Origin of the sequence: Streptomyces natalensis ATCC 27448 (assembly GCF_000935125.1) — a bacterium.
Lineage (GTDB): Bacteria > Actinomycetota > Actinomycetes > Streptomycetales > Streptomycetaceae > Streptomyces > Streptomyces natalensis.
In genome coordinates, this window is sequence record NZ_JRKI01000056.1 from 177,154 (window position 1) to 201,921 (window position 24,768).

Below are 24,768 nucleotides of genomic sequence, written 5' to 3' on the forward strand. Positions count from 1 at the left end.
GGTGGCCGCGCCACTTCGCGATCACTCAGGACGGTTCCCGTGCCCGACGTACACGCCCCTGCGCGCCCGCACTCCCCTGCCGAGGGCGCAGCCCCCGGCCATGGCCCCAGCGCCGCCGCACTCCTCGGCTTCGCCCTCCGCACCGCCGCCGACACCGCGCTCATCGCCTCGCTCCCCCTCGACCCCGAAGGCCGCACCTGGATCCGGCTGGACGGACCCGGCGGCAGCGAGGCATGGCTGATCGGCTGGCCGCCCGGCACCGGCACCGGCTGGCACGACCACGGCGGCTCCCGGGGCGCCTTTGCCACGGCCTCGGGTGAGCTGACGGAACAGTCGCTCGCCGTCCAACTGCCCACCGAGGGCTGGAAAACCCTGGAACTCGCCGACGGTGTGGACCGCCGGCGCAGGCTCGGCGACGGCCGCGGCCGGGCGTTCGGCCCGCACCATGTCCATCAGGTGCTCAACCTCTCCGCGGACACCCACGCGGTCTCGGTGCACGCCTACTATCCGCCGCTCCCCCTGATGCGGCGGTACAGCCGTACCGGGCCCGTGCTGCGGCTCGAAGAGGTCGAGCGCCCGGAGGAGTGGCAGTGAGCGAGCGCAGCGAGCGAATCATCAAAGGGTGCGCGCTGAGCGAATGCGAAGCCGAGCGAAGCGAGGTTTCGGCATGAGCGCCGTCGACATCCTCCTCGCCCGCGCCCGCGCCGAACTGCGGCGGGTGGGTCCCCGGGAGGCCGCCGCCATCCAGGAGGCGGGCGGGCTCCTGGTGGACATCCGCTATGCGGCGCTACGGGAGCGCGACGGCACCATCCCGGGCGCCCTGATCGTGGAACGCAATGAGCTCGAATGGCGCCTCGACCCGACGGGCGATCACCGCGCCCCCGAGGCGGTCCCCCTCGATCTCACCGCACACCCGGTCGTGGTGATCTGCAACGAGGGCTACGCGTCCAGCCTCGCGGCGGTCTCCCTACGGCAGTTGGGCCTACGCCATGCCACCGACCTCACGGGCGGCTTCCAGGCATGGCGCACGGCAGGACTCCCGGTCAACCACGACTCTTAGCCCCTCGCGCGCCCGTCGCCCTCGCACCCCCGTCTCCACGGGGCCCCTCCCCCCGCCCCTCCCCCACCCCCGTCAGAGGCAAAGCCACAGCCCTGCCCGCACAACACCCATGGGTCACCTGCCCCCGAAGCCCCGGCAGCCCCGGCAGCCCCGGCAGCCCGGACACGACATCCCGTCCCCCACTCCCCGCCCGCACTCCGACCGCATCCGCGGCCGCGGTCAGGCCGAGCACGCCGGGTACACCCGCGGCCCTCCCCCCCACACCCGGCCCCCCGCCAGGCCGAGCCCCCTCCCGCCGTTCACCCCTCCGGCAGATGCTGCTCCAGCAGCTCCGGGTCCTCCCCCTCCTCTTCCAGTGCCCGGCGGACCACCCGCAGGGCGAGGCCCTCCGGATAGCCCTTACGGGCCAGCATTCCGGCCAGTCGGCGCAGGCGCTTGTCGCGGTCCAGGCCCCGGGTCGTACGGAGCTTGCGCTCGACCAGCTCCCGGGCGGTGGTCTCCTCCTGCTCGGCGTCGAGGCGGCCGACGGCCTCGTCGATCAGAGTGGAGTCCACCCCCTTGGTGCGCAGTTCGCGGGCGAGGGCGCGGCGTGCCAGACCGCGGCCGCGGTGACGGGACTCCACCCAGGCATCGGCGAACGCCGCGTCGTCGATCAGACCGACGTCCTCGAAGCGGGAGAGCACCTCCTCGGCGGCCTCCTCGGGGATGCCCCGCTGCCGCAGGGCGTCCCCGAGCTGTTTGCGGGTACGCGGGCTCCCGGTGAGCAGGCGCAGGCATATCGCCCGCGCCTGCTCCTCGGGCGTCCGCGGTGGCTCCGTCCCGGCCCTCGACGGGGCGAAACCACCGCTGTCCTCACGGCCCGGACGACCCGGGCCCGGGCTACGGGTCTCGGCGTCGCCCGCAGCGCCGGAGCCGGCGTCCTCGCTGCATGGCCATTCCGTTCGCCGTGTCATGACGGATCAGCTCTTGGCCGCGGCGGCCTTGGAGCCCTTGGCACCCTTGGCCGCGGGAGCCGCTGCCGCAGCCGGGGCGGCGGCATCCGCGCCCGCGGCATCCGCACCGGGCTCGGCCGCCGGATCCTGGGGCTTCACACCGATGCCCAGCTTCTCCTTGATCTTCTTCTCGATCTCATTGGCGAGATCGGGGTTGTCCTTGAGGAAGTTCCGGGCGTTCTCCTTGCCCTGGCCGAGCTGGTCGCCCTCGTAGGTGTACCAGGCACCGGACTTGCGGATGAAGCCGTGCTCCACCCCCATGTCGATCAGACCGCCCTCGCGGCTGATGCCCTGGCCGTAGAGGATGTCGAACTCGGCCTGCTTGAAGGGGGGCGAGACCTTGTTCTTGACGACCTTGACGCGGGTGCGGTTGCCGACCGCCTCGGTGCCGTCCTTGAGGGTCTCGATGCGGCGGATGTCCAGACGCACCGAGGCGTAGAACTTCAGCGCTCGGCCACCGGTCGTGGTCTCCGGCGAGCCGAACATCACGCCGATCTTCTCGCGGAGCTGGTTGATGAAGATCGCGGTGGTCTTGGACTGGTTGAGCGCGCTGGTGATCTTGCGCAGGGCCTGGCTCATCAGCCGGGCCTGGAGGCCGACGTGGGAGTCGCCCATCTCGCCCTCGATCTCGGCCCGCGGCACCAGGGCGGCCACGGAGTCGATCACGATGAGGTCGAGGGCACCGGAGCGGACCAGCATGTCCACGATTTCCAGCGCCTGCTCGCCGTTGTCCGGCTGGGACAGGATCAGGGCGTCCGTGTCCACGCCGAGCTTCTTGGCGTACTCGGGGTCGAGGGCGTGCTCGGCGTCGATGAACGCGACGGAGCCGCCGGCCTTCTGGGCGTTCGCGACGGCGTGCAGGGTCAGGGTCGTCTTACCGGAGGACTCCGGGCCGTAGACCTCGACCACGCGGCCGCGCGGAATGCCGCCGACGCCGAGCGCGACGTCGAGTGCGGTGGATCCGGTGGGGATGACCTCGATGGGCTCCTGCGAGCGCTCCCCCATGCGCATCACGGCGCCCTTGCCGAATTGCCGTTCAATCTGTGCGAGCGCGGCGTCGAGCGCCTTCTCGCGGTCAGTGCCTGCCATGGGTTCCACCCGGTTTGCTTGAGTCGATCGCTTCACGTCCATGACGCTAACGCCTGCCACTGACAATGCGCCCGGACCCGGCTCCAGCCTGTGGATAACTCCGCGAAAACCCGCCGGAGCGTGGGCTGGAGCCCCCATAAGAATGGATGTTCGATTTTGGTGTCAAGCGCGACGCCCGGCAGTGGCGAGCCCGGCACAACTCAGGGCGAGCAGCCGCTCGGACCGGCCGAGAACGGGACTCCGCCCCCTCCCGTAAGGCGGCCACGCGGGCCCGCCACCCGGCTCCTCCTGGTCGACGCGGTCCCGCCCGGCGACGGCACACCGCACCCGGCCGCCGCACTCGACCTCGTCATGCCGATGACCCTCAAGGGACGCGAGCGCACCGCCGCCGAGTTCGAGGACCTGCTCACCCGCTCCGGCTTCCGTCTCCGGCAGGTGCTGCCGACCGGCGCCCTGCCGTCGATCCTCGAAGCCGAGGCCATCCGAAACGGCAGGGTGGAGCACCGACGGACGGGACGGTCCCACCGGGGCCGTCCACTCGCCTCGCTGCCTGCTGCGGCTCGGCCCTCACCCCGGGCTCTGGACCCGGAGCACCCTCTCCTCGGCGTCCGCCAGCCAGAAGAACAGCGGCGTCAGCGCCAGTTCGACGATCCCCAGCGCCACCTGGAACCAGTGCGGCCACCCGTGGACGGCGAGCGACAGCAGCCGCCCCAGCGCGCCCAGCCCGAACACCCCGGCCAGCCACCGCACCGCCGACGCGGGAATCGGTGACCGCCGCGCCGCCCAGAGCCAGGCGAGGCCGTAGCCGGTGAAGATCGCACCGAAGAACCGGCCCAGGCTGTCCACCGTCGGACCGGCCGAGCCCGCGCCCGGGATCGCGGCGTTCCCGAGCAGCACATGGAAGAGCCCGATCGCCACGCAGGCATACCCCATCGCCCACACGAGCCCGCGGAGCACCTTGGCCTTGGCCATGACCACCCACCCCCTCTGCCAGTAGACACGTGTCCACCAGGTTAGGACCCACTAGTAGACACGTGTCAAGTAACAAGTAGCATGCACCCGTGCCTCCCCGTCAGCGACTCAGCCCCACCGAACGCCGCGCCCAGCTCCTCGGCGTCGCCGCGCGGCTCTTCGCCGCGCACCCGTACGACGAGGTGCTGATGGAAGACGTCGCCGAGCGCGCCGGGGTCTCCCGCGCGCTGCTCTACCGGCACTTCCCCGGCAAGCGCGACCTCTTCGCCGCGCTCTACCAGCAGGCGGCCGAGCAGCTGCTCACCAAGACCCGGCTCGACCCCGCCGACTCCTTGGTCGAGCAGCTCACCGAGGGCCTGGACGCCCATATCGAATACTTCGCGGAGAACCGCAACACCGTCCTTGCGGCCAACCGCGTACTGGCCGGGGACCGCCTGGTTCAGACGATCATCGCCAACGAACTCGACGCCCTGCGCGAGCGGCTGCTCGGCGTGCTCCCGCTCACCGGCGACACCACCCGGGAGGCCGTGTCGGGCGTCCTCAAGAGCTGGCTGGTGTTCGTCCAGGTGCTGTGCGTGGACTGGCTCACCGAGGAGACCTGCACCCGGGCCGAACTGCGCAACGTGTGCATCGGCGCCGTACTGGGCGCCATCCGTCCGCTCCTTGACGAGGACCCGGCCCCGGACTGGCCCTGACGCGCCGCCCACCCCCCTCCAGCGTCACCGAACCCGGCCCGACGCGCACGGAGATACCGGAGAAACCGGGCGAACGAGGCTATTGCGCATAATATGACCGCGAACACCGTACGACTCGAAAGGATCACCATGCGTAATCACCTTCGGCGTCTCGGCGCCTTCGTGGCCGTCCTCACGCTTGCCTCCGTAGGCGTCATGGGAACCGCGAGCGCGGCCGCCTCCCACGAGGGGCCCTACGGCGGGCACTCCAAGGAAAGGGGATTTCTCCGCGGAACGCTCGACGACCTGTTCGCCGGCTTCGGCGAAGAATGGTGAAGCCCGGACCCGCAACATCGCGGGCCGGAAGCCGTGAATCCGCGCAGTGAGACGAGGTATTGAAGCCCAACTCCCCACAAATGCCCCGGAGACGAGCCAAACCGCCGCGGGAGGTGATCACCTGGAGCGCTCCGTCGCAGTGCGGCCCCGGTATGCGCCAGGTGGCGGCCCTCAATCCGGTCGTGGCGTTCAACGGTCCCCGGGGCCGGATCCGCCGGGAAGGCGAGGACGGCTCCGCACCGCGTGCATGCCGGGCCGCTCGCCGGCCCCCGGTCTGCACGGTGGCCTGCTGATGGGCCGGGGCCCACCGGCCCATCAGCGGAGAGTCGCGGCCTGGTCGACCGGCGGCGGACGAGGTCCCCATCCACCACCTCGGCGGCTCACCCGCCAGTGGGAGCGCTCGGTCACACCGGTGGAGCGGCGCCTGACGGGTGAACCGTGGACTCATGGGGCGTCGGCGGTGGCATGTATCCCGCGACCGTGTGACCGATATGCACCATCTGAGAGTCCGGAGCTGACCATGCGTATCCGCACCACCCTCGCCGCCGCCGTCCTGTGCTCGGCGGCCGTCCTGTGTACCCCCGGCATCGCCGCCGCCGACGGGGCCCCGAGCCCCGCCGCCGCCGAACACGCCCCCGGCCCCGCCGCCGACCACGCGCCCGGCCCCGCTGCCGGCCACGCCCCCCGCACCGGCAACAACCCCGGGCCGAGCGCCGGCAGTGCCTCGGCCCCGGCCGCCGGTCCCGCCGCCGACTACTACGACGAGAGCAATACCCCGGTGTTGGGCAGCCGCCTGGCCAAGGGCCTCGGCGAAATTCTGGGCATTTCGGCGGACGGCAACTACTGACATGACGTCCGCATGCCTGCCGCCGCTTGCCGGGCGGCGGGTGTGCGGGCCGTGGCTCAGCTCTCGGGCCGTTCGGCGTCCTCGCCGGCCCGGGAGCGGTCACGCTCGGCGTGGAGCGTGCGGCGGACGCGGGCCAGGGCGCCGCGGCGGGCGCGGCCGTGGACGCGGGGGTCGTCGGTGACCTCGTAGCGCTTGACGTACGCGCCCAGGAACGCCTGGAGCGTGGCGGTGGCCGGAATGGCGATCAGGGCGCCGACCGCGCCCATCAGGGCCGTGCCCGCGACGACCGAGCCGAAGGCGACGGCCGGGTGGATGTCCACGGTCTTGGCGGTGATCCGCGGCTGGAGCAGGTAGTTCTCGAACTGCTGGTAGATCACGACGAAGCCGAACACCCACACCGCGTACCAGGGGGCGACGGTGAACGCGATCAGGATGGGCAGCGCGCCCGCCAGATAGGTGCCGATGGTCGGTATGAACTGCGAGACCAGGCCGACCCACATGCCGAGCGCCGGGGCGTAGGGGACGCCCAGGATCTCCAGCAGGACGTAGTGCGCGACACCGGAGAACAGCGCCATCAGCCCGCGGGAGTAGAGATAGCCGCCGGTCTTGGCCACCGCGATCTCCCAGGCGCGCAGCACCTCCGTCTGGCGCCTCGGCGGCAGCACGGAGCACAGCGCGCGGCGCAGCCGGGGGCCGTCGGCTGCGAAGTAGAACGAGAACAGCGCCACCGAGAGCAGGTTGAACAGGCTGCCGAGGACCTGCGCGGAGACGGCGAGGACGTTGTTGGCACTGTCCTGGACGTACTTTTGCAGCCAGTCGGACCGCAGCAGGTTGTTCTGCACCTCGAGCCGGGAGAGGTGGGTGTGGAACGTGCTGTTCAGCCAGCTGATGACGGAGTCCAGATACTGCGGGAACTCCTCCACCATCTTGGCGATCTGGCCGGCGAGCATTGAACCCAGGAGCGCGAAGAAACCGGCCGCGCCGACGAGGATGCCGAAGAAGACGGCGGCAGTGGCCACCCCGCGCCGCACCCCGCGCGCCGCCATCCAGTCGACGGCCGGCTCGACGGCCAGCGCGAGGAAGAACGCGATCAGAATGTTCAGCAGCAGCGTGATCAGCTGGTGGAAGCCCCAGGTGGCGAGCTGGAAGCAGGCCACCAGGGCGAGCGCGAGCACCATGGCGCGCGGCAGCCAGCGCGGCATCCGCGCATCGGCCCAGGCCCCGGCACCGCCGGCGGAACGTTCGCCGGGGCGCGGGTCGGGGCGCGGGTCGTCGCTGCTGGTGATCTCATCTGTCGCGGGCACCCAGCCAGTGTCGCGCACGCCACCGACAGCTCCGGCCCAGCCCAGCACTCCGGCCCCGCGCCGGGCGGTGCCGGCAGCGGGCCTCACTGCTTGTCGTAGGGGACCTCCATGGTGGCGCAGACCACCCGCCACACCTCTTTGGCGCTCCACCCGGCGTCCAGCGCCTCGTGGACGGTCCGGCCGCCGAGGCCGGACATCACATGGTCACGCGCGAAGGAATCGGCGTACGCCGCACCGAAGTGATCCGCCATCCGCTGCCAGAAGACCGTCAACCGCATGCCCTCAGTATCCCGCCCTGGGAGGGCAGCCGGGCACGAGCCGGGGTCACCGGGGGACATCGGCCCTACGGTCGTGCCATGGCCGAAAACGTGAGCCCCACGCCGACCCCTCTGGCACGCGCCGAGCGCTTCATCTGGCTGACCGCCCGGGTGCTGGAGCAGCGGCTCTTCGAGTACCACTTCCTGGGCGGCGGGGCGGATGCGGTGCAGACCGCACTCAACGCGTACCGCAACGACGACGACGGCTACGGGCACGCGCTGGAGCCGGATCTGCGCGGCCCGGTCAGCCAGCCGCTGCACGTCGCGCACGCCCTGAAGGTCCTGGACCGCATCGGGCGCTGCGACGGCCGCGAGGTGGAGCAGATCTGCCGCTATCTGACGCGGATCTCGACACCGCAGGGCGCGCTGCCCGCGCTGCATCCGTCGCTGCGCGGGTATCCGGCCGCGCCGTGGATCCCGGTGGCCGACGATCCACCCAGCGCGCTGCTGTCCACCGGGCCGGTGGTGGGCGTGCTGCACCGCAACGAGGTGTGGCACGCCTGGCTGTTCCGGGCCACGGACTTCTGCTGGGCGGCGGTGGAGTCCCTGGGGGAGACCCATCCCTACGAGGTCGAGGCGGCGGTGGCCTTCCTGGACGGCGCCCCGGACCGGCCGCGGGCGGCCGCGGCGGCGCAGCGGCTGGGCACGCTCGTACGGCAGCGCGGGCTGGTGCTGCTGGACCCGGAGCGGGCGGCGGAGGTCCCGGTGGCGCCCGGGTACGCCCCCGGGGAGCACCATCTGGCGTACGACTTCGCGCCGTCGCCCGACTCGCTGGCCCGCCAGTGGTTCAGCGATGCGGAGATGGACCGTTCGCTGGACCACCTCGCCGCGCTCCAGGGGGAGGACGGCGGCTGGCCCATCAGCTGGCGGGCGTGGGCACCGGGGACCGCCCTGGAGGGCCGTCCCATGGTGACGCTGGAGGCGCTGCTGACCCTGCGGACGTACGGCCGCCCCCTCGGCTGACCCGGGTGCGGGCCCTCCCCGGGGACGTCACCCGCCCAGGGCCCGCACTCCGGCGGCGACCACCACCGCGACGCCGACCACCAGGAGGAACGGCGCCCGCAGGACGAGCGCGACGGCCGCGGCGGCCACTCCGGCGGCGCGGGCGTCGAGCACCAGGTGCCCGCCGTCGCCGAAGGTCTCCTGAGCGGTGAGCGCGGCGAGCAGGGCCACCGGGAGCAGCGCGGCCAGCCGTTTGACGAGCGGGCGCTCCAGGACGCCGGCGGGTGCCGCCAGGCCGAGGTACTTGACCAGATAGCAGCCGACGGCGGTGACGCCGATGGCGATCCAGACGTTCAGCGGGTTCATCGCCGTTCCTCCCGGTCGTCGGTGGTGCGGGCGGCCGTCCCGGTGGCGCGGGCGCGCCGCCCCTGGACGAGGAGGACCGCGGGGGCGGCGAGCGCCGAGACGAGCACCGGTACGCCCGCGGGCAGCACCGGCAGCGTCACCAGGAGCAGCAGCACCGCCAGGCCCGCGGCGGCCCGTTCGACGGCCGTGGTGAGCATCGGTGCGAGCAGCGCCAGGAAGACGGCGGGGCCGGCCGCGTCCAGGCCCCAGGCGGCGGTGTCGCCGAGCGCCTCGGCCCCCAGGGCGCCGCCGAGGGTGGTGAGGTTCCACAGTGCGTACAGGCTCAGCCCGGTGACGGTGAAGCCCAGGCGGGCGCTGCGCCGGTCGGACTGGGCCAGGGTGACGGCGGTGGTCTCGTCGATGACCCAGTGGGCGGCGAGCGGCCGGACACCGGCCCGCAGGTCCAGGAGGGCGGAGAGCCGCAGCCCGTAGAAGGCGTTGCGGACGCCCAGGAAGAAGGCTCCGGCGGCCGCGGTCAACGGGCTGCCGCCCGCGGCGAGCGCGCCCACCAGGGCGAACTGTGAGGCCCCGGTGAACACCAGGAGGCTGAGCGCGCAGGTCTGCAGGACGGTGAGCCCGGCTCCGGCCGAGGTCACGCCGAAGGCGAAGCCGGAGAGGCCGACGGCGATGCCGACGCCGAGGGCGTCGCGGATGACGGCGGAGTCCGGTCGGACGGGCGGGCCGGCGGATACGGCCCGCCCGGGGGCGGGTATCTGGGTCTGTTCTGGCACGTCCCGGACGCTACGGGGCGGTGCCTTCGGGGTCTTGTACGTTATTGCGCCGCCGGTCGTACGCGCGCTCCCGGCGGTACGCCCCGGGCGGCACCCCGACGATGCGGGTGAAGTGCCGGTTGAGATGGGGCTGGTCGGTGAACCCGACGTCGACGGCGGCCTCGGCGGGCGGGGTGCCCGCCTCCAGGAGAAGCCGGGCGCGGCGCACCCGGGCGTCGGTGAGCCAGGTGTGCGGGGGCATCCCGTAGGCGTCCTTGAAGGCCCGCAGCAGCGCGAACGGGCCGGTGCCCAGCTCCTTGGCGAGCTGTTCCAGGGAGGGCGGGTCGGCCATCCGCGCGTGCAGGAGGACCTTGGCGCGGGCGGCGGTGCGGGCCCCCGCGCTGCGGGGAGCGCGGACCGGCAGCGGGCCTCCGTAGCAACGCAGCAGCCGGGCGAGGGCCACGCGCAGCAGGGTGTCGGCGGCGAGGGCCTGGCCGGCCTCGGCGGCCCGGTGGATCTCGGTGATCATGCGGCCCAGGTGCGGGTCCTGGGTGACGGTCTCGGCGAAGCCCGCGGTGCCGCGCAGGGCGGTGGTCTCCCCGGCGATCTCGGCGACGAGGGCGGCCGACGGGTAGAGCGTGGCGTAGGCCCAGCCCTCGGGGGTGCCGGCCCGCGCGGTGTGGGCGACCTCCGGATTGATCATCATGACCTCGCCGGGTCCCGTACGGACGGAGCCGTGCGGGAAACCGACCTCCTCGACGCCGTGGGTGACCGCGGCGATGACGTACCCGTCGTGGGCGTGGCGGGGGAAGGCGTGCCGTACGTAGCGGGCGCACAGCAGGTCGAGGCCGGGCAGTTCGGCGTGCCGCCAGTGGCGGGCCCATTCGCCGCGGGCCCGCGGCGCGACGTCCGGGCCGGCGTTTCGGGCTCCGGCCGTGGCCGCTGCGCCGTCCCCGCTCCCCGTGATCATGCGTCCATTCTGCGCCCCGGCGGCGGCCGGGCACAGCCGCCGGATCCCGCTCGCGGCCGCATTGTCAGTGGTGCGGTGCACGATGGAGGACATGGCCGACTCAGCGCTCGATTCGTTCTCGCCCGCGACCCGCGGCTGGTTCGCGGGGGCCTTCAGCGCGCCCACCGCCGCGCAGGAGGGCGCGTGGCGGGCGATCGGCGCGGGGTCGGACGTTTTGGTGGTGGCGCCGACGGGCTCCGGCAAGACGCTGGCCGCGTTCCTGGCGTCGCTGGACGCACTGGCGAGCACGCCGCCGCCGGCCGAGCCGAAGAAGCGCTGCCGGGTGCTGTACGTCTCCCCTCTCAAGGCCCTGGCCGTCGATGTCGAGCGGAATCTGCGCAGTCCGCTGACGGGTATCCGGCAGGAGTCGGTGCGGCTGGGGCTGCCCGAGCCGGACATCACGGTGGGTATCCGCTCCGGGGACACCCCGCCCGCCGAGCGCCGGGCGATCGCCAACCGCCCGCCCGACATCCTCATCACCACCCCCGAATCGCTGTTCCTGATGCTGACGTCGTCGGCCCGGGAGGCCCTGGCGGGCGTAGAGACGGTCATCCTGGACGAGGTGCACGCCGTCGCCGGTACGAAGCGCGGTGCGCATCTGGCGCTGTCGCTGGAACGGCTGGACGAGCTGCGCGGTGCCGGTGGCGCCGGCTGCGCCCGTCCGGCCCGCCGGATCGGCCTGTCGGCGACGGTGCGCCCGGTGGAGGAGGTGGCCCGCTATCTGTCGCCACAGCGGCGGGTGGAGATCGTCCAGCCGCCGTCCGGCAAGCGCTTCGACCTCTCGGTGGTCGTCCCGGTGGAGGACATGGGAGAGCTGGGCGGCTCCCCCGTACAGGACGGCGCTGCGGGCGAGAAGCCGTCCATCTGGCCGCAGGTCGAGGAGAAGATCGCCGATCTGGTCCAGGCGCACCGCTCCACGATCGTCTTCGCCAACTCCCGCCGCCTGGCGGAGCGGCTGTGCAACCGTCTCAACGAGATCGCCTACGAGCGCGCCCACGGGGAGCCCCTGCCCGAGCACCACTCCCCCGCCGAGCTGATGGCCGAGTCCGGGGCCGCCAAGGGCGCGCCGCCGCTGCTGGCCCGCGCGCACCACGGTTCGGTCTCCAAGGAGCAACGCGCCCAGGTGGAGGAGGACTTGAAGGCGGGCCGACTGCCGGCCGTGGTCGCCACCTCCAGTCTGGAGCTGGGCATCGACATGGGCGCGGTCGATCTCGTTGTCCAGGTGGAATCGCCGCCGTCGGTCGCCTCCGGGCTCCAGCGGGTGGGCCGCGCCGGCCACCAGGTCGGCGCGGTCTCCCGGGGCATCGTCTTCCCCAAGTACCGCGGCGATCTCGTCCAGGCCGCGGTGGTCACCGAGCGGATGCGCTCCGGGGGGATCGAGGCGCTGCGGGTGCCCGCCAATCCGCTGGATGTGCTGGCCCAGCAGATCGTCGCGATGAGCGCGATGGACACCTGGGACGTCGGGGCGCTGCTGGCCGTCGTCCGGCGGGCGGCGCCGTTCGCCGCGCTCCCGGAGTCGGCGTTCCACGGTGTGCTGGACATGCTCGCCGGCCGCTACCCCTCCGACGCCTTCGCCGAACTGCGGCCGCGCCTGGTGTGGGACCGCCTCGCGGGCACGGTCACGGGCCGGCCCGGGGCGCAGCGGCTGGCCGTCACCTCCGGTGGCACGATCCCCGACCGCGGGCTGTTCGGCGTCTTCCTGGCCGGCTCCGACTCCGGCAAGGGGGGCGGGCGACGGGTGGGAGAGCTGGACGAGGAGATGGTCTACGAGTCCCGGGTCGGCGACGTCTTCACGCTCGGCACGACGTCCTGGCGCATCGAGGACATCACCCGCGACCGGGTCCTGGTCACCCCCGCCCCCGGGGTGCCCGGCCGGCTGCCGTTCTGGAAGGGCGACCAACTCGGCCGCCCCCTGGAGCTGGGCCGCGCGCTCGGCGCGTTCCTGCGCGAGATCGGCGCGATGGCACCCGAGGACGCCCGCGCCCGTCTCGCCGCCGCCGGGCTCGACGACTGGGCGGCGGGCAACGTCCTGGGCTATCTCGCCGAGCAGCGGCAGTCCTGCGGGCATGTCCCGGACGACCGCACCATCGTCGTCGAGCGCTTCCGGGACGAGCTCGGCGACTGGCGGATCGTCGTCCACTCCCCCTTCGGCGCGCAGGTCCACGCTCCCTGGGCGCTGGCCCTGGGCGCCCGGCTCGCCGAGCGCCACGGCCTGGACGCCCAGGTGATGCATGCCGACGACGGCATCGTGCTGCGGCTGCCGGACGCGGACCTGATGGGCCTCGACCTCCTCGACGGCCCTCTCCCCGATCCGGCCGCGGAGCCGGGCCCGGCCGCCCCGGGCGCGGAGTGGGACCCGGAGCAGTCGCCGGTCGGGGCCGCCGATGTCGTCTTCGACCACGGTGACGTCGACCAGCTCGTCACCGACCAGGTGGGCGGCTCCGCGCTGTTCGCCTCCCGGTTCCGCGAATGCGCCGCCCGCGCTCTCCTGCTGCCCCGGCGCAGCCCCGGCAAGCGCACCCCGCTGTGGCAGCAGCGCCAGCGTGCCGCCCAACTGCTCCAGGTGGCGAGCGAGTTCGGGTCCTTCCCGATCGTGCTGGAGGCGGTGCGCGAATGTCTCCAGGACGTCTTCGACGTACCGGGACTGACGGAACTGATGGGCGATATCGAGGCCCGCCGGGTGCGCCTGGTGGAGGTCACCACCCCCGAGCCGTCCCCCTTCGCCCGCTCGCTGCTGTTCGGCTATGTCGCCCAGTTCCTCTACGAGGGCGACTCCCCGCTCGCCGAGCGCCGGGCGGCCGCGCTGTCGCTGGATTCCCGGCTGCTGGCCGAGCTGCTGGGCCGGGCGGAGCTGCGCGAGCTGCTGGACGCCGAGGTGCTGGCCGAGCTGGAGCGCGAGCTTCAGTGGCGCACGCAGGACCGCCGGGTCAAGGACGCCGAGGGCGTCGCCGACGTCCTGCGGCTGCTGGGACCGCTGACCGGCGCCGAACTGGCCGAGCGCGGCGCGGAGGAGGCATGGACCGGGGAGCTGGCCGCCGCCCGCCGCGCCATCCGGGTGCGGATCGCCGGCACGGACCACTGGGCCGCCGTCGAGGACGCGGGCCGCCTCCGCGACGCCCTGGGCACGGCCCTGCCGGTCGGCGTCCCCGAAGCGTTCACCGAACCGGTCGCGGACCCGCTCGGCGATCTGCTCTCCCGGTACGCCCGCACCCACGGCCCCTTCACCTCGGAGCAGGCGGCCGCCCGCTTCGGCCTCGGCACGGCCGTCACCGACGGCGCCCTGCACCGCCTGGCCGCCGCCGGCCGCGTCGTCCAGGGCGAGTTCCACCCCGCCGGCATCGGCCAGGAATGGTGCGACGCCCAGGTGCTGCGCCGGCTGCGCCGCCGCTCGCTGGCCGCGCTGCGCGAGGAGCTGGAGCCGGTGCCGCCCGCCGCGCTCGCCGCCTTCCTCCCCCAGTGGCAGCACATCAGCAGCCCGGCCCCGGCGGCGGGCCCGCGCGGCGGGTCGCACAGTCTGCGCGGGATCGACGGCCTGGTGCGCGCCATCGAGCAGCTCCAGGGCGCGCCGGTGCCCGCCTCCGCCCTGGAGAAGCTGGTCCTGCCGTCCCGGGTCGGCGACTACACCCCCGCCCTCCTGGACGAGCTCACCACCACCGGCGAGGTGATCTGGGCCGGCGCCGGCGCGCTGCCCGGCAAGGACGGCTGGCTCTCCCTCCACCTCGCCGACACCGCGCCCCTGCTGCTCCGTCCCCCGCTGCCGCTGGAACCGAGCGCGCTGCACGCCTCCGTCCTGGCCGCCCTCGCCCCCGGCTACGGCCTGTTCTTCCGGCAGATCGCCGACCAGGTCCGCGCCACCACCCACCCCGACGCCACCGACCCCCAACTCGCCGACGCCGTCTGGGAGCTGGCCTGGTCCGGGCGGCTGACCAACGACACCCTCGCCCCGCTGCGCGCCCTGCTGGGCTCGGGCCGTACGGCCGGCTCCACCGCCCACCGGGCGCGCCGGGCCACGCCCCGCGGCCGCTACGGCTCTCTGGCGGCGGCCCGCCCCACGGCCTCCCGCAGCGGCCCGCCCACCGTCGGCGGCCGCTGGTCGCTGCTGCCCGCCCCGGAGCCCGACGCCACCCACCGGGCGCACGCCCTGGCCCGTACGCTCCTGGACCGGCACGGCATCGTCACCCGGGGCGCGGTCGCCGCCGAGGGGGTGGAGGGCGGCTTCTCCGCGGCGTACCGCGTGCTGGCCGCTTTCGAGGAATCCGGGCGGGCCCGGCGCGGCTATGTCGTCGAGGGGCTCGGCGCGGCCCAGTTCGCGATGGACGGCGCGGTCGACCGGCTGCGCGCGGTCAGCACCCAGCGCGAACGCGCCGCCGATGCCGCCCTGTCCGACGGCGGCCCCTCGGCCTCCGGGCCGGGCGGCGGTCCGCAGCGCGCGGTGGTCCTCGCGGCCGCCGACCCGGCCAATGCCTACGGTGCGGCCCTGCCCTGGCCCGATCCCCCCGAGGACTCGACGCACAAACCGGGCCGTAAGGCGGGCTCCCTGGTGGTCCTCGTCGACGGCGAGCTGGCGCTCTACATGGAGCGCGGCGGCAAGACCCTGCTGATCTGGCCGCTCGGCCGGGACGCCGCCTCAGGGGGCAGCGATGCCCGCGCCCACGCCGCCGTGACGGCCCTGTGCGAGGCCGCCCGCGCCGGCGCCCTGGGCACCCTCACCACGGAACGCATCAACGGCACCCCGGCCCTCACCTCCCCCTTCGCCCCCGTCCTGGAGTCCGCCGGTTTCCACCCGACCCCGCGCGGCTTCCGGCTCCGGGGATGAGCGCGCCAGGGAGAGCAGCGGGGTGAGGGCGCCGGGGCCGGCGCGGGCGGCATGATGGTCCCATGCCCGAAGGCGACACCGTCTGGCGTCTGGCCCAGCGGCTGGACGACGCCCTGGCCGACAGCCCGCTGACCCGCTGCGACCTGCGCGTTCCCCGGCTCGCCACGGTGGATCTGACCGGCCGCGCGGTACGGGAGGTGCTCCCCCGCGGCAAGCATCTCCTCACCCGTATCGAGGGCGGGCTGACCCTGCACTCCCATCTGCGGATGGACGGCTCCTGGAAGATCTACGCCCCCGACGAGCGCTGGCGCGGCGGCCCCGCCCACCAGATCCGCGCCGTCCTGGGCACCGCGGGGCACACCGCCGTCGGCTACCGCCTGCCCGTCCTTGACCTGCTGCGCACCGCCGAGGAGTCCCGCGTCGTCGGCCATCTGGGCCCCGATCTGCTCGGCCCCGACTGGGACCCGGCCGAGGCCCTGCGCCGCCTGCTCGCCGACCCGGCGCGCCCCCTGGGCGACGCCCTGCTCGACCAGCGGAATCTCGCCGGGATCGGCAATGTCTACAAGTCCGAGCTGTGTTTTCTGCTGCGCGCGTCCCCCTGGCTGCCCGTGGGCGAGCTGCCCGACCCGGAACGCGCCCCGGCGCTCGCCAAGAAGCTCCTGGAGGCCAACAAGCGCCGTCCCGCCCGGATCACCACCCCCAGCGCCCGGCCCGACCGCCGGCTGTGGGTCTACGGCCGCGGCGGCCGCCCCTGCCCCCGTTGCGGCACTCCCGTACGCATCACCGGCCACGAACCCGCCGCGGCCCAGGGCCCGTCGGGCGACGAGCGCATCACCTACTGGTGTCCGGTCTGCCAGCCCGCACCGTAGGGCCGGCACCTGCCACCGCCCTTGGCCCGGCGCACGATTGACGCCCCGTCAGCTGTCGCGGCGCCGCCGCCACGCCCTGGCGACCGCCGCCCCCGCCCCCTTCGCCTTCGCCCCGAACTTCTCTGCGACCCCCGCCGCACCTTTCCCCCGGCCCACCCAGGGCACACAGTGCACGGGCAACAGGCTCAGCCCCCAGCCGCCCATCACCACCGCCCCCTCGACCGTCCCGGCCGCCTGCGGCTCCAGCGTCAGCCGGAGCGCGGCCCACCACCACAGGGCCCCGCCGAGGGCCCCGGCTATCCGGCGGCCGGGGACGACCCCGGGACGCCGGCCGCCCGCCACGCGGGACGCACCGCCATGCCACGCCATCGCTAGCCTCCCTCGCCCGACGCTAGAGGGGCCTGCGGCCGGACGGGAGGGCGCACCGGTGTGCACGCGGGGCGCGGGCGGATATGCCACGCCGGACCCCGCCCGCCGCGACGGCCGGGAACGCCGGCGGAACCGGGAATTCCGGCCGTATGACACCCGCTCCCCGGGCCGCGGAGGCCGCCGGGGCGGCGCCGCTCACCGCGACTCCGCCTGGAACATCCAGTGGTGTTTCTCCAGCTCGGCGGTCAGCCCGATGAGGATGTCCTGGCTGACCGGATCGGGCTCCGCGGTGGCCGCGATCCGCTCCCGCATCCGCCCGATGACCGCCGCCAGGGCCGTCACCAGCATCCGCACGACCTCGCCGTCGTCGATCCAGCCGTCCTGGACCTCGCCGATCCCGCTGGTCTTGGCGACCGTCGAGGCCCGTCCGTCGGGCGGGACCCCGATCGCCGAGGCCCGCTCGGCGACGGTGTCGGCGTGCCGGCGCGCGGTGTCCACGACCTCGTCGAGCTGGAGGTGTACGGAGCGGAAGCGCGGGCCGACGACGTTCCAGTGCACCTGCTTGGAGATCAGGGAGAGATCCACCAGGTCGACCAGGGCGCCCTGGAGGGCGTTCCCGACCAGGGTGCGGTCGCCATCGGACAGCGGGCTGTTGACCACGGACATCCGGCTGCTCCTGTTCGCGCGTGACTTCGGCCCTTCGGGGCTGCGCCCCTTTTGATCCGTTTCGTCCATCGTATAAATGATCGGGACCTTCGGGGCAGGTGAAGGGGGCCGGCCGGGGCCCGCCGCAGGCCGCGCAGGCAGCACAAAACCCCGGTCAGTCGCTGGTGACCGGGGCTTTTGCGGACGTACGGACGACCGTGGGCGTCCGTACGCGGAAGAACGAACGGGGTGGATCCGCGATCCACACACCTGGGGTGTCAGGCCGCGACGACATCCACGACGTCGGCCGGGGACTTGATCGTCACACGGTCCTCCGGCACACCTGCCAGAGACGCGACGGACACCGAATTGAGCTTCGGCCGCACCGGTGCCGGTACCGGGTCGCTCGCGGCCGCGGACGCTGCCAGCTCGGCGAGCGCCAGCTCATCACTGACCTCGCGCATCAGCTCTGACATGCGCACATCCAGCGCGTCACAGATCGCCGAGAGCAGCTCGGAGGACGCCTCCTTCTGCCCACGCTCCACCTCGGACAAATAGCCGAGCGACACCCGGGCGGAGGAAGAGACCTCGCGCAGGGTGCGGCCCTGGCGCTGACGCTGTCGACGCAGCACGTCACCCAGCAGGCGACGAAGCAGAATCATCGCTGGCTCCCTCCTCGGACCTCGGATCCGGATCCTTCTCGCCCCACCGTACCGCCTCGACCCCTGGCCGTGCCGGGCGTGAGTTCGTGTTCACTCAGGGCTGCAAACATCCATTCCCCCCGCGTTGTTCCGTATCCTGTGCCGCACATTTTTCTGCCAGTTCGCTCAACAACAGGGCGAGCGCAGCCTGGACGGTGTCCACGCGAATGCGGTCCCGGTCCCCGTCCAGCGCCAGCCGGCGCACCCCGCCGCGGCCGTCCGGCCCCTCGACCGCCACGAAGACGGTGCCCACGGGCTGTCCGTCCTGGGGATCGGGCCCGGCGACCCCGGTGGTCGCCACGCCCCAGTCGGCGCCCAGGACCCGCCGTACGCCGCTCGCCATCTGCCGGGCAACCTCGGCGTCGACGGCCCCACAGGCGGCCAGCAGCGCGCCGTCCACCCCCAGCACATCCCGCTTGAGGTCGGTCGCATACGCCGTCACCGAGCCCCGCAGCACCCGCGAGGCCCCGGGGACGCCGGTCAGCGCGCCCGCCACCAGACCACCGGTCAGCGATTCGGCCACCGCCAGGCTCTGCCCACGGCCGGCGAGCGCCTCGAGCGCCCCGGCCGCCGCAGACCCCGGCCCGGTCACCGCGCGGCTTCCCGGCCGGTTTCCTCGGCCCGCTGCTCGGCGCGCTCCCTGGCCAGTCCCGCCCGGCGCATGACGACGGCCTGGCGGACGTAGTCGAGTCCGGTGACGACGGTCAGTACGACGGCCACCGCCATCACCCACCAGCGGAAGGTGGCCAGCGGGCCGGTGAGCACCAGGACGTACATCCCGACCGCGGTGCCCTGGGCCAGCGTTTTGATCTTGCCGCCACGGCTGGCCGGAATCACCCCGTGCTTGATCACCCAGAACCGCATCAGCGTGATGCCGAGCTCCCGGAAGAGGATCACGCCCGTCACCCACCAGGGCAGATCCCCCAGCACCGAGAGACAGATCAGCGCCGCACCCATGATCGCCTTGTCCGCGATCGGGTCGGCGATCTTGCCGAAGTCGGTGACCAGGTTGTACGTCCGCGCCAGATGCCCGTCGAAGACATCGGTGATCATGGCGACGGCGAAGGCCGCCCAGGCGAACACCCGCCAGACCGGATCCGCACCGCCGTCGTGCATCAGCAGCACGACGAAGGCCGGGACCAGCAGCAGCCGGAGCATCGTCAGGACGTTGGCGATGTTCCACAGCCCGGCCTGCCGGACGGCCGGCGCAGTGCACGTCCGCCCACCGGCGGCGGAAGCCGGGACTCCGCTCATCTGCCCGCCTCCTCGGTACACCCTGTGCCGTCCACCGACAGCACCTCGGCCACGAGATCGACGCCCTCGCTCGCAACGACCTTTGCTTCGACCATACGACCGGGAGTGAGGTCCGCGCCGTCCAGGCCGCCGGTGAGGATCGTGAGGCCGTCGGTCTCCGGCGCCTGGTGCGCGGCCCGCCCCACGACGCCGTCCTCCTCGTCGATCCGGTCCACCAGCACCCGCACCGTCTCGCCGACCCGCTCCTCCGCGCGCTGCGAGGTGAGCTCCTCGGCCAGCCAGGTCATCCGCGCCAGCCGCTCGGCGACCACCTCCGGATCGACCTTGTCGTCGTAGGAGGCGGCCTCGGTGCCGTCCTCGTCGGAGTAGCCGAAGACGCCGACGGCATCCAGGCGCGCCTCGGTGATGAAGCGCTCCAGCTCGGCCAGATCGCTCTCGGTCTCGCCCGGGAAGCCGACGATGAAGTTGGAGCGCGCGCCGGCCTGCGGCGCCTTGGCGCGGATCTGCTCCAGCAGGCCGAGGAAGCGGTCGGTGTCGCCGAAGCGCCGCATCGCGCGCAGCACCCCGGGCGCCGAGTGCTGGAAGGACAGGTCGAAGTAGGGCGCGACCTTGTCCGTGCCGGTCAGGACGTCGATCAGCCCCGGGCGCATCTCGGCGGGCTGGAGGTAGCTGACCCGGATCCGCTCGATGCCGTCGACGGCCGCCAGCTCCGGCAGCAGCGTCTCCAGCAGGCGGATGTCACCGAGGTCCTTGCCGTAGGAGGTGTTGTTCTCGGAGACCAGCATGATCTCCTTGACGCCCTGCTCGGCCAGCCAGCGGGTCTCGCCGAGCACGTCGGAGGGCCGACGGGAGACGAAGGAGCCGCGGAAGGACGGGATGGCGCAGAACGAGCAGCGGCGGTCGCAGCCGGAGGCCAGCTTCACCGAGGCCACCGGGCTGCTGCCGAGTCTGCGGCGCAGCGGCGCCCGTGGCCCGGAGGCGGGCGCGAGGCCCTCGGGGAGGTCCTCGGGGGCGCTGTCCTGGGGAGCTGCCTCCTGGGCGTGGCCGGGCAGCGCGACCCCCGCTCCCTGGCGCTCGGCCGGGCTGATCGGCAGCAGCTTGCGGCGGTCGCGCGGGGTGTGCGAGGCGTGGACGCCGCCGCTCAGGATGGTCTGGAGGCGGTCGGAGATATCGGCGTAGTCGTCGAAACCGAGCACGCCGTCGGCCTCCGGCAGGGCCTCGGCGAGCTCCTTGCCGTAGCGCTCGGCCATGCAGCCGACGGCGACGACGGCCTGGGTCCTGCCGCCCCGTCCGTCGGACGACGCGGTCTTGAGATCGTTGGCTTCCAGCAGGGCGTCGACGGAGTCCTTCTTCGCGGCCTCGACGAATCCGCAGGTGTTGACGACGGCGACATCCGCGTCGGCGGCTTCCTCGACGAGCTCCCAGCCGTCCGCTGCCAAGCGGCCTGCGAGCTCCTCCGAGTCCACCTCGTTACGGGCGCAGCCAAGGGTGACAAGGGCGACGGTACGGCGTTCGGGCATAGGGCTCAGCCTACTTCGTCCCGCCGACAGTCATGGCGCGCAGGTCTGTGCCACCGGTCCCGGACGCCCGGAACCGGCGGCGGAGGCGGCCTTGCGGCCCCGCTCAGCCCGCCTGGGGATCTCCTGGGGTGTAGCTCAGCCGCTCCACGGAACCCTCATCGCCGACGTGCTTGACCTCCTTGCCGTTGACGTACAGCTGTACGGCACCGGCATTCCCCAGGACGAGGTCGATGCGCTTGTCGTCCTGGAAGGTCTTGGACTCGCCCTTCTTGAGCAGGCCGTCCTCGAGGAGCTTGCCGCTGGCACCCTTGACCGAGACCCAGCTCTGGTCTTCCTGGGCGGTCACCTTGATCGTGACCTTGTCCTTGGGCAGTCCGGCGATCGCACTGTCGGACGGGGCGGGGGCCGGGGGCCGGACGGTGGGACGGGTGGTGTTCGGCGCCGGTGCGGGCTTCTTCTCGGCGTTGGTCGTACCGCCCGCCGAGACCTGCCCGTCGCCGCCCTGGGAACCGCCACTGAACAGCGTGAAACCGACGAATCCGACAACAGCGACGATCGCCGCGACCATCGCGGCGGTCCAGTTGGGGCGGCGCGGCTCGGGGCGGATCCGTTCGGCCTCGAAGAGCGGCGTGGTGACGGCCGGCTCGTCGCGGCCGCCGTGCTCGGCGTCGAACTGGATGATCAGCGGTTCGGGATCGAGATCGACGGCGCGGGCGAACGTACGGATATGTCCCCGCGCATAGACGTCGCCGCCGCAGCGCGAGAAGTCGTCCTGTTCGATCGCCTGCACGATCGGGATGCGCACCCGTGTGGTCGCACTGACCTGTTCAACGGTCAGTCCTGCTCCGTTACGGGCCTGCTGGAGGGCTCGACCGACGGAAGGCCGGTCGTCTTCGGGAGAGTTGCCGATGGACACGGGGGCGCCTTTCGAGCGTGTAGCCACCTGCTGGAGGTTCAGTCTAGGGGTGGAGCGAAAGGGTCGGGCAAGCGGGAGAGCGGAGTTTGTACGCCATCGGAACGCCGTGCGGGGTGCCGCGGACGCCAGGATGGGCCATCATTCCCGCACCTCCCTCAACTTGACGTATCAGCAGGAGAAACGGTTGCTTTCTCTCACGTACGAGTGACCCGGACGGGTGTGCTACTGAGTAGCCTCCCCCCGGATGACCGAGAGCACTCCGTCCAATTCATCCGGCTTCACCATGACATCCCGTGCCTTGGATCCCTCGCTGGGCCCGACGATGCCGCGCGATTCCATCAGATCCATCAGCCGTCCGGCCTTGGCGAAGCCCACCCGCAGCTTGCGCTGGAGCATCGAGGTCGACCCGAACTGGGTGGAAACCACCAGCTCGGCGGCCTGGCACAGCAGATCCAGGTCGTCGCCGATGTCCTCGTCGATCTCCTTCTTCTGCTTGCCGCCCACCGTGACGTCGTCGCGGAAGACCGGCGCCATCTGGTCCTTGCAGTGCTGCACGACGGCCGCGACCTCGGCCTCGGTGACGAAGGCGCCCTGCATCCGGACCGGCTTGTTCGCACCCATCGGCAGGAACAGCCCGTCGCCCTTGCCGATCAGCTTCTCGGCACCCGGCTGGTCGAGGATGACCCGGCTGTCGGCGAGCGAGGAGGTGGCGAAGGCGAGGCGGGAGGGCACATTGGCCTTGATCAGGCCAGTCACCACATCGACGGACGGGCGCTGGGTGGCCAGCACCAGATGGATTCCGGCCGCGCGGGCGAGCTGGGTGATGCGGACGATCGAGTCCTCCACATCGCGCGGCGCCACCATCATCAGGTCCGCCAGCTCGTCGACGATCACCAGCAGATACGGGTACGGCGCCAGCTCCCGCTCGCTGCCCTCGGGCGCGCTGACCCGGCCCTCGCGCACCGCCTCGTTGAAGTCGTCGATGTGCCGGAAGCCGTACGCCGCGAGGTCGTCGTAGCGCAGGTCCATCTCGCGCACCACCCACTGGAGCGCCTCGGCGGCCCGCTTGGGGTTGGTGATGATCGGCGTGATCAGGTGCGGAATGCCCTCGTAGGCGGTCAGCTCGACGCGCTTGGGGTCCACCAGCACCATCCGGACGTCCTCCGGGGTGGCGCGCAGCATGACCGAGGTGATCAGGCAGTTGATGCACGACGACTTGCCCGAGCCGGTGGCGCCCGCCACCAGGACGTGCGGCATCTTCGTCATGTTCGCCATGACATAGCCGCCCTCGACGTCCTTGCCGAGCGCCACCAGCATCGGGTGCTCGTCGCCGGCGGCGTCGGCCAGCCGCAGCACATCGCCGAGGTTGACCATCTCGCGGTCGGTGTTGGGGATCTCGATACCGACCGCGGACTTGCCCGGGATGGGGCTGATGATGCGGACATCGGGGCTGGCCACCGCGTAGGCGATGTTCTTGGCCAGCGCGGTGATCTTCTCGACCTTGACCGCCGGGCCCAGCTCGACCTCGTAGCGGGTGACCGTCGGGCCGCGGGTGAAGCCGGTGACCGCCGCGTCGACCTTGAACTCCTGGAAGACATTGGTCAGCGAGGCCACTATCGCGTCGTTGGCGGCGCTGCGGGTCTTGCCGGGGCCGCCGCGCGAGAGCAGGTCCAGGGACGGCAGGGCGTAGGTGATGTCACCGGACAGCTGGAGCTGCTCGGCGCGCGGCGGCAGCTCGCCGGCCGGCTCCGGCGCGGGTTTGGTGAAGTCCGGTACGGAGGAGGCGGACGGGTCGGACGGGGCTGCCGCGGCAGGGGGTGCGGCCTCGCGGGCCGGCGGCACCGAGCCGCTCTGCCCCGCGGTGTCCTCCCGCTCCCGCTGTTCCCCGGAGATCGAGCTGCTGAGCCCGGCGACCAGCGGCGAGGGGTGGACGCCGTGGAGCACCGCGCCGTCCAGCGCGGCGGCGGCCGCAGCGGCCACGTCCACCGCGTCCATCGGCCGGTCCGGGTCGGACGCCGCACCGGCCCGGCGGGGGCGGCGCCGCTTGGCCAGCGCCTCTTCCTCGTAGTCGTCCGGCTCCCCGGCGGCGCCGCGGCGCGCCGGGCGGGCCGGCTGCTCGCGCCACTCCTCGGCGTACTCCTCGACGGCCTCGGGCTCCGCCGGGTGCAGCACGCCCAGCCGCAGGCCGACCGCCCGCAGCCGCTGCGGAATGGCGTTGACCGGGGTCGCGGTGACCACCAGCAGCCCGAAGACGGTCAGCAGCACCAGCAGCGCCACCGCCAGGGTCTGCCCCACGGTGAAGATCAGCGGCTTGGACGCGGCCCAGCCGACATAGCCGCCGGCGTCCTGTATCGCCGCGAAGCCGTCGCCCCGCCCCGGCGAACCGCAGGCCATCGCGACCTGTCCGAGGACGCCGACGACCAGCGCGGACAGTCCGATGACGATCCGGCCGTTGGCCTCGGGCTGCTCGGGATGGCGCATCAGCCGTATGGCGATCACGCCGAGCAGTATCGGCACGACCAGGTCCATACGGCCGAAGGCGCCGGTGATCAGCAGCTCGACGAGATCGCCGACCGGGCCGCTCAGACTGGACCAGGTGCCGGCCGCGATCACCAGCGCCAGGCCGAGCAGCAGCAGCCCCAAGCCGTCCTTGCGGTGCGCCGGGTCGAGGTTCTTCGCGCCCCGGCCGAAATGGCGGAAGACCGCGCCGATGCCGTGCGCCGCCCCGAGCCAGCAGGCCCGCGCGAGGCGGTAGACACCGCCGGTGGGCGACGGGGCCGGCCTGGCCGCGGCGGCCTTCTTGGCGGGTGCCTTCTTCGCCGGTGCCTTCTTCGCGGCCGCGGCCTTCTTCACCGGCGGCTTCCCGGCGGACGCCCTCTTCCCGGAGGACGGCTGCTTCGCGGCGGTCTTCTTCACGGCGGGCTTCCTCGCGGCGCCCGAGGACTGTCCGGCGCGCTGCCTGGAGGATCCCGCCTTGCTCTGGATTCCCTTGCCGGACGTACGTGAGGCCATGGCGACGAG

At 73.0% G+C, this 24,768-nt stretch carries 24 protein-coding genes; 8 read left to right on the forward strand and 16 right to left on the reverse strand.

Going from position 1 to position 24,768, the window contains the following annotated elements:
- The first annotated feature begins 39 nt into the window (after positions 1–39).
- Together SNA_RS30585 and SNA_RS30590 are read left to right on the forward strand one after the other, a co-directional pair.
- Positions 40–594 carry a cupin domain-containing protein gene (locus tag SNA_RS30585; RefSeq protein WP_044367793.1) on the forward strand — a complete coding sequence of 185 codons (555 nt, stop codon included), beginning with the start codon at positions 40–42 and terminating at the stop codon, positions 592–594.
- A gap of 73 nt (positions 595–667) precedes the next feature.
- Positions 668–1,060: a rhodanese-like domain-containing protein gene (locus tag SNA_RS30590; protein WP_078970312.1), complete on the forward strand. Its 393-nt coding sequence runs from the start codon at positions 668–670 to the stop codon at positions 1,058–1,060.
- 299 nt (positions 1,061–1,359) lie between these two features.
- Here the strand turns inward: SNA_RS30590 and recX are convergent, their stop codons facing one another.
- From recX to SNA_RS30610, 3 genes are all read right to left on the reverse strand, one after another.
- The gene (gene recX / locus SNA_RS30595) at positions 1,360–2,013 is read right to left on the reverse strand and encodes a recombination regulator RecX (RefSeq protein WP_030069095.1); all 654 of its coding nucleotides are present in this window, start codon (positions 2,011–2,013) and stop codon (positions 1,360–1,362) included.
- Between the two features lie 6 nt (positions 2,014–2,019).
- Complete coding sequence (gene recA, locus SNA_RS30600) at positions 2,020–3,141, reverse strand: recombinase RecA (RefSeq protein WP_030069096.1); 1,122 nt, start codon at positions 3,139–3,141, stop codon at positions 2,020–2,022.
- Positions 3,142–3,708: 567 nt separating this feature from the next.
- Complete coding sequence (locus tag SNA_RS30610; protein WP_030069099.1) at positions 3,709–4,113, reverse strand: DUF4345 domain-containing protein; 405 nt, start codon at positions 4,111–4,113, stop codon at positions 3,709–3,711.
- Between the two features lie 89 nt (positions 4,114–4,202).
- Here SNA_RS30610 and SNA_RS30615 point away from each other — a divergent pair, with 89 nt between their 5' ends.
- The 3 genes from SNA_RS30615 (at position 4,203) to SNA_RS30625 (ending at position 5,970) form a co-directional block, all read left to right on the forward strand.
- A complete protein-coding gene (locus tag SNA_RS30615; protein WP_030069101.1) occupies positions 4,203–4,808 on the forward strand; it encodes a TetR/AcrR family transcriptional regulator in 606 nt (201 codons plus the stop codon).
- 129 nt (positions 4,809–4,937) lie between these two features.
- The gene (locus SNA_RS30620) at positions 4,938–5,123 is read left to right on the forward strand and encodes a hypothetical protein (protein WP_157880151.1); all 186 of its coding nucleotides are present in this window, start codon (positions 4,938–4,940) and stop codon (positions 5,121–5,123) included.
- Between the two features lie 520 nt (positions 5,124–5,643).
- Positions 5,644–5,970: a hypothetical protein gene (locus tag SNA_RS30625; RefSeq protein WP_044367798.1), complete on the forward strand. Its 327-nt coding sequence runs from the start codon at positions 5,644–5,646 to the stop codon at positions 5,968–5,970.
- A 56-nt stretch (positions 5,971–6,026) separates the two neighbouring features.
- On the opposite strand, the gene SNA_RS30630 is transcribed toward SNA_RS30625, so the two are convergent.
- Together SNA_RS30630 and SNA_RS30635 are read right to left on the reverse strand one after the other, a co-directional pair.
- The gene (locus SNA_RS30630; protein ID WP_104532112.1) at positions 6,027–7,274 is read right to left on the reverse strand and encodes an AI-2E family transporter; all 1,248 of its coding nucleotides are present in this window, start codon (positions 7,272–7,274) and stop codon (positions 6,027–6,029) included.
- Positions 7,275–7,357: 83 nt separating this feature from the next.
- Positions 7,358–7,552, reverse strand: coding sequence for a DUF3046 domain-containing protein (locus SNA_RS30635; protein ID WP_030069108.1), 195 nt, complete (start codon positions 7,550–7,552; stop codon positions 7,358–7,360).
- A gap of 78 nt (positions 7,553–7,630) precedes the next feature.
- On the opposite strand from SNA_RS30635, the gene SNA_RS30640 reads away from it, so the two are divergent.
- Entirely contained in the window at positions 7,631–8,554 is a 924-nt protein-coding gene (locus tag SNA_RS30640; RefSeq protein ID WP_030069109.1) for a hypothetical protein, read from the forward strand.
- Between the two features lie 27 nt (positions 8,555–8,581).
- On the opposite strand, the gene SNA_RS30645 is transcribed toward SNA_RS30640, so the two are convergent.
- The 3 genes from SNA_RS30645 to SNA_RS30655 are packed head-to-tail and all read right to left on the reverse strand — an operon-like array spanning position 8,582 to position 10,618.
- Positions 8,582–8,890: an AzlD domain-containing protein gene (locus SNA_RS30645; RefSeq protein ID WP_030069111.1), complete on the reverse strand. Its 309-nt coding sequence runs from the start codon at positions 8,888–8,890 to the stop codon at positions 8,582–8,584.
- A gap of 5 nt (positions 8,891–8,895) precedes the next feature.
- Positions 8,896–9,669, reverse strand: a complete 774-nt coding sequence (locus SNA_RS30650) for an AzlC family ABC transporter permease (protein WP_030069112.1) — start codon at positions 9,667–9,669, stop codon at positions 8,896–8,898.
- Positions 9,670–9,679: 10 nt separating this feature from the next.
- Positions 9,680–10,618 carry an AraC family transcriptional regulator gene (locus SNA_RS30655; RefSeq protein ID WP_078970320.1) on the reverse strand — a complete coding sequence of 313 codons (939 nt, stop codon included), beginning with the start codon at positions 10,616–10,618 and terminating at the stop codon, positions 9,680–9,682.
- Positions 10,619–10,709: 91 nt separating this feature from the next.
- On the opposite strand from SNA_RS30655, the gene SNA_RS30660 reads away from it, so the two are divergent.
- A complete protein-coding gene (locus tag SNA_RS30660; protein ID WP_044367801.1) occupies positions 10,710–15,473 on the forward strand; it encodes an Lhr family helicase in 4,764 nt (1,587 codons plus the stop codon).
- A gap of 62 nt (positions 15,474–15,535) precedes the next feature.
- Complete coding sequence (locus tag SNA_RS30665) at positions 15,536–16,342, forward strand: DNA-formamidopyrimidine glycosylase family protein (RefSeq protein ID WP_044367802.1); 807 nt, start codon at positions 15,536–15,538, stop codon at positions 16,340–16,342.
- Between the two features lie 48 nt (positions 16,343–16,390).
- Here the strand turns inward: SNA_RS30665 and SNA_RS30670 are convergent, their stop codons facing one another.
- From SNA_RS30670 to SNA_RS30705, 8 genes are all read right to left on the reverse strand, one after another.
- Complete coding sequence (locus tag SNA_RS30670; RefSeq protein ID WP_044367804.1) at positions 16,391–16,711, reverse strand: hypothetical protein; 321 nt, start codon at positions 16,709–16,711, stop codon at positions 16,391–16,393.
- Positions 16,712–16,906: 195 nt separating this feature from the next.
- Complete coding sequence (locus SNA_RS30675) at positions 16,907–17,377, reverse strand: Dps family protein (RefSeq protein WP_030069124.1); 471 nt, start codon at positions 17,375–17,377, stop codon at positions 16,907–16,909.
- A gap of 257 nt (positions 17,378–17,634) precedes the next feature.
- Positions 17,635–18,018: a helix-turn-helix domain-containing protein gene (locus tag SNA_RS30680; protein ID WP_030069126.1), complete on the reverse strand. Its 384-nt coding sequence runs from the start codon at positions 18,016–18,018 to the stop codon at positions 17,635–17,637.
- Between the two features lie 94 nt (positions 18,019–18,112).
- A complete protein-coding gene (locus SNA_RS30685) occupies positions 18,113–18,649 on the reverse strand; it encodes a CinA family protein (RefSeq protein WP_030069128.1) in 537 nt (178 codons plus the stop codon).
- Entirely contained in the window at positions 18,646–19,311 is a 666-nt protein-coding gene (gene pgsA, locus SNA_RS30690; RefSeq protein ID WP_030069129.1) for a CDP-diacylglycerol--glycerol-3-phosphate 3-phosphatidyltransferase, read from the reverse strand. The genes SNA_RS30685 and pgsA overlap by 4 nt, the downstream gene beginning before the upstream one ends.
- Positions 19,308–20,831 carry a 30S ribosomal protein S12 methylthiotransferase RimO gene (gene rimO, locus SNA_RS30695; RefSeq protein WP_030069131.1) on the reverse strand — a complete coding sequence of 508 codons (1,524 nt, stop codon included), beginning with the start codon at positions 20,829–20,831 and terminating at the stop codon, positions 19,308–19,310. The genes pgsA and rimO overlap by 4 nt, the downstream gene beginning before the upstream one ends.
- A 103-nt stretch (positions 20,832–20,934) precedes the next feature.
- Complete coding sequence (locus SNA_RS30700) at positions 20,935–21,747, reverse strand: helix-turn-helix domain-containing protein (protein ID WP_030069133.1); 813 nt, start codon at positions 21,745–21,747, stop codon at positions 20,935–20,937.
- Positions 21,748–21,969: 222 nt separating this feature from the next.
- Positions 21,970–24,759 (reverse strand): DNA translocase FtsK, encoded by a 2,790-nt coding sequence (locus SNA_RS30705; protein ID WP_044367820.1) that lies wholly within the window; start codon positions 24,757–24,759, stop codon positions 21,970–21,972.
- Positions 24,760–24,768 lie beyond the last annotated feature (9 nt).

What these genes read in the sequence shown, in the direction of transcription:
- SNA_RS30620 (WP_157880151.1), top strand. Translation starts at nt 4,938, where the DNA reads ATGCGTAATCACCTTCGGCGTCTCGGCGCCTTCGTGGCCGTCCTCACG.
- recX (WP_030069095.1), bottom strand. Translation starts at nt 2,013, where the DNA reads ATGACACGGCGAACGGAATGGCCATGCAGCGAGGACGCCGGCTCCGGC.
- SNA_RS30665 (WP_044367802.1), top strand. Translation starts at nt 15,536, where the DNA reads ATGCCCGAAGGCGACACCGTCTGGCGTCTGGCCCAGCGGCTGGACGAC.
- SNA_RS30590 (WP_078970312.1), top strand. Translation starts at nt 668, where the DNA reads ATGAGCGCCGTCGACATCCTCCTCGCCCGCGCCCGCGCCGAACTGCGG.
- recA (WP_030069096.1), bottom strand. Translation starts at nt 3,141, where the DNA reads ATGGCAGGCACTGACCGCGAGAAGGCGCTCGACGCCGCGCTCGCACAG.
- SNA_RS30625 (WP_044367798.1), top strand. Translation starts at nt 5,644, where the DNA reads ATGCGTATCCGCACCACCCTCGCCGCCGCCGTCCTGTGCTCGGCGGCC.
- SNA_RS30635 (WP_030069108.1), bottom strand. Translation starts at nt 7,552, where the DNA reads ATGCGGTTGACGGTCTTCTGGCAGCGGATGGCGGATCACTTCGGTGCG.
- SNA_RS30705 (WP_044367820.1), bottom strand. Translation starts at nt 24,759, where the DNA reads ATGGCCTCACGTACGTCCGGCAAGGGAATCCAGAGCAAGGCGGGATCC.
- SNA_RS30680 (WP_030069126.1), bottom strand. Translation starts at nt 18,018, where the DNA reads ATGATTCTGCTTCGTCGCCTGCTGGGTGACGTGCTGCGTCGACAGCGT.
- SNA_RS30670 (WP_044367804.1), bottom strand. Translation starts at nt 16,711, where the DNA reads ATGGCGTGGCATGGCGGTGCGTCCCGCGTGGCGGGCGGCCGGCGTCCC.
- SNA_RS30655 (WP_078970320.1), bottom strand. Translation starts at nt 10,618, where the DNA reads ATGATCACGGGGAGCGGGGACGGCGCAGCGGCCACGGCCGGAGCCCGA.
- SNA_RS30640 (WP_030069109.1), top strand. Translation starts at nt 7,631, where the DNA reads ATGGCCGAAAACGTGAGCCCCACGCCGACCCCTCTGGCACGCGCCGAG.
- pgsA (WP_030069129.1), bottom strand. Translation starts at nt 19,311, where the DNA reads ATGAGCGGAGTCCCGGCTTCCGCCGCCGGTGGGCGGACGTGCACTGCG.
- SNA_RS30675 (WP_030069124.1), bottom strand. Translation starts at nt 17,377, where the DNA reads ATGTCCGTGGTCAACAGCCCGCTGTCCGATGGCGACCGCACCCTGGTC.
- rimO (WP_030069131.1), bottom strand. Translation starts at nt 20,831, where the DNA reads ATGCCCGAACGCCGTACCGTCGCCCTTGTCACCCTTGGCTGCGCCCGT.
- SNA_RS30610 (WP_030069099.1), bottom strand. Translation starts at nt 4,113, where the DNA reads ATGGCCAAGGCCAAGGTGCTCCGCGGGCTCGTGTGGGCGATGGGGTAT.
- SNA_RS30660 (WP_044367801.1), top strand. Translation starts at nt 10,710, where the DNA reads ATGGCCGACTCAGCGCTCGATTCGTTCTCGCCCGCGACCCGCGGCTGG.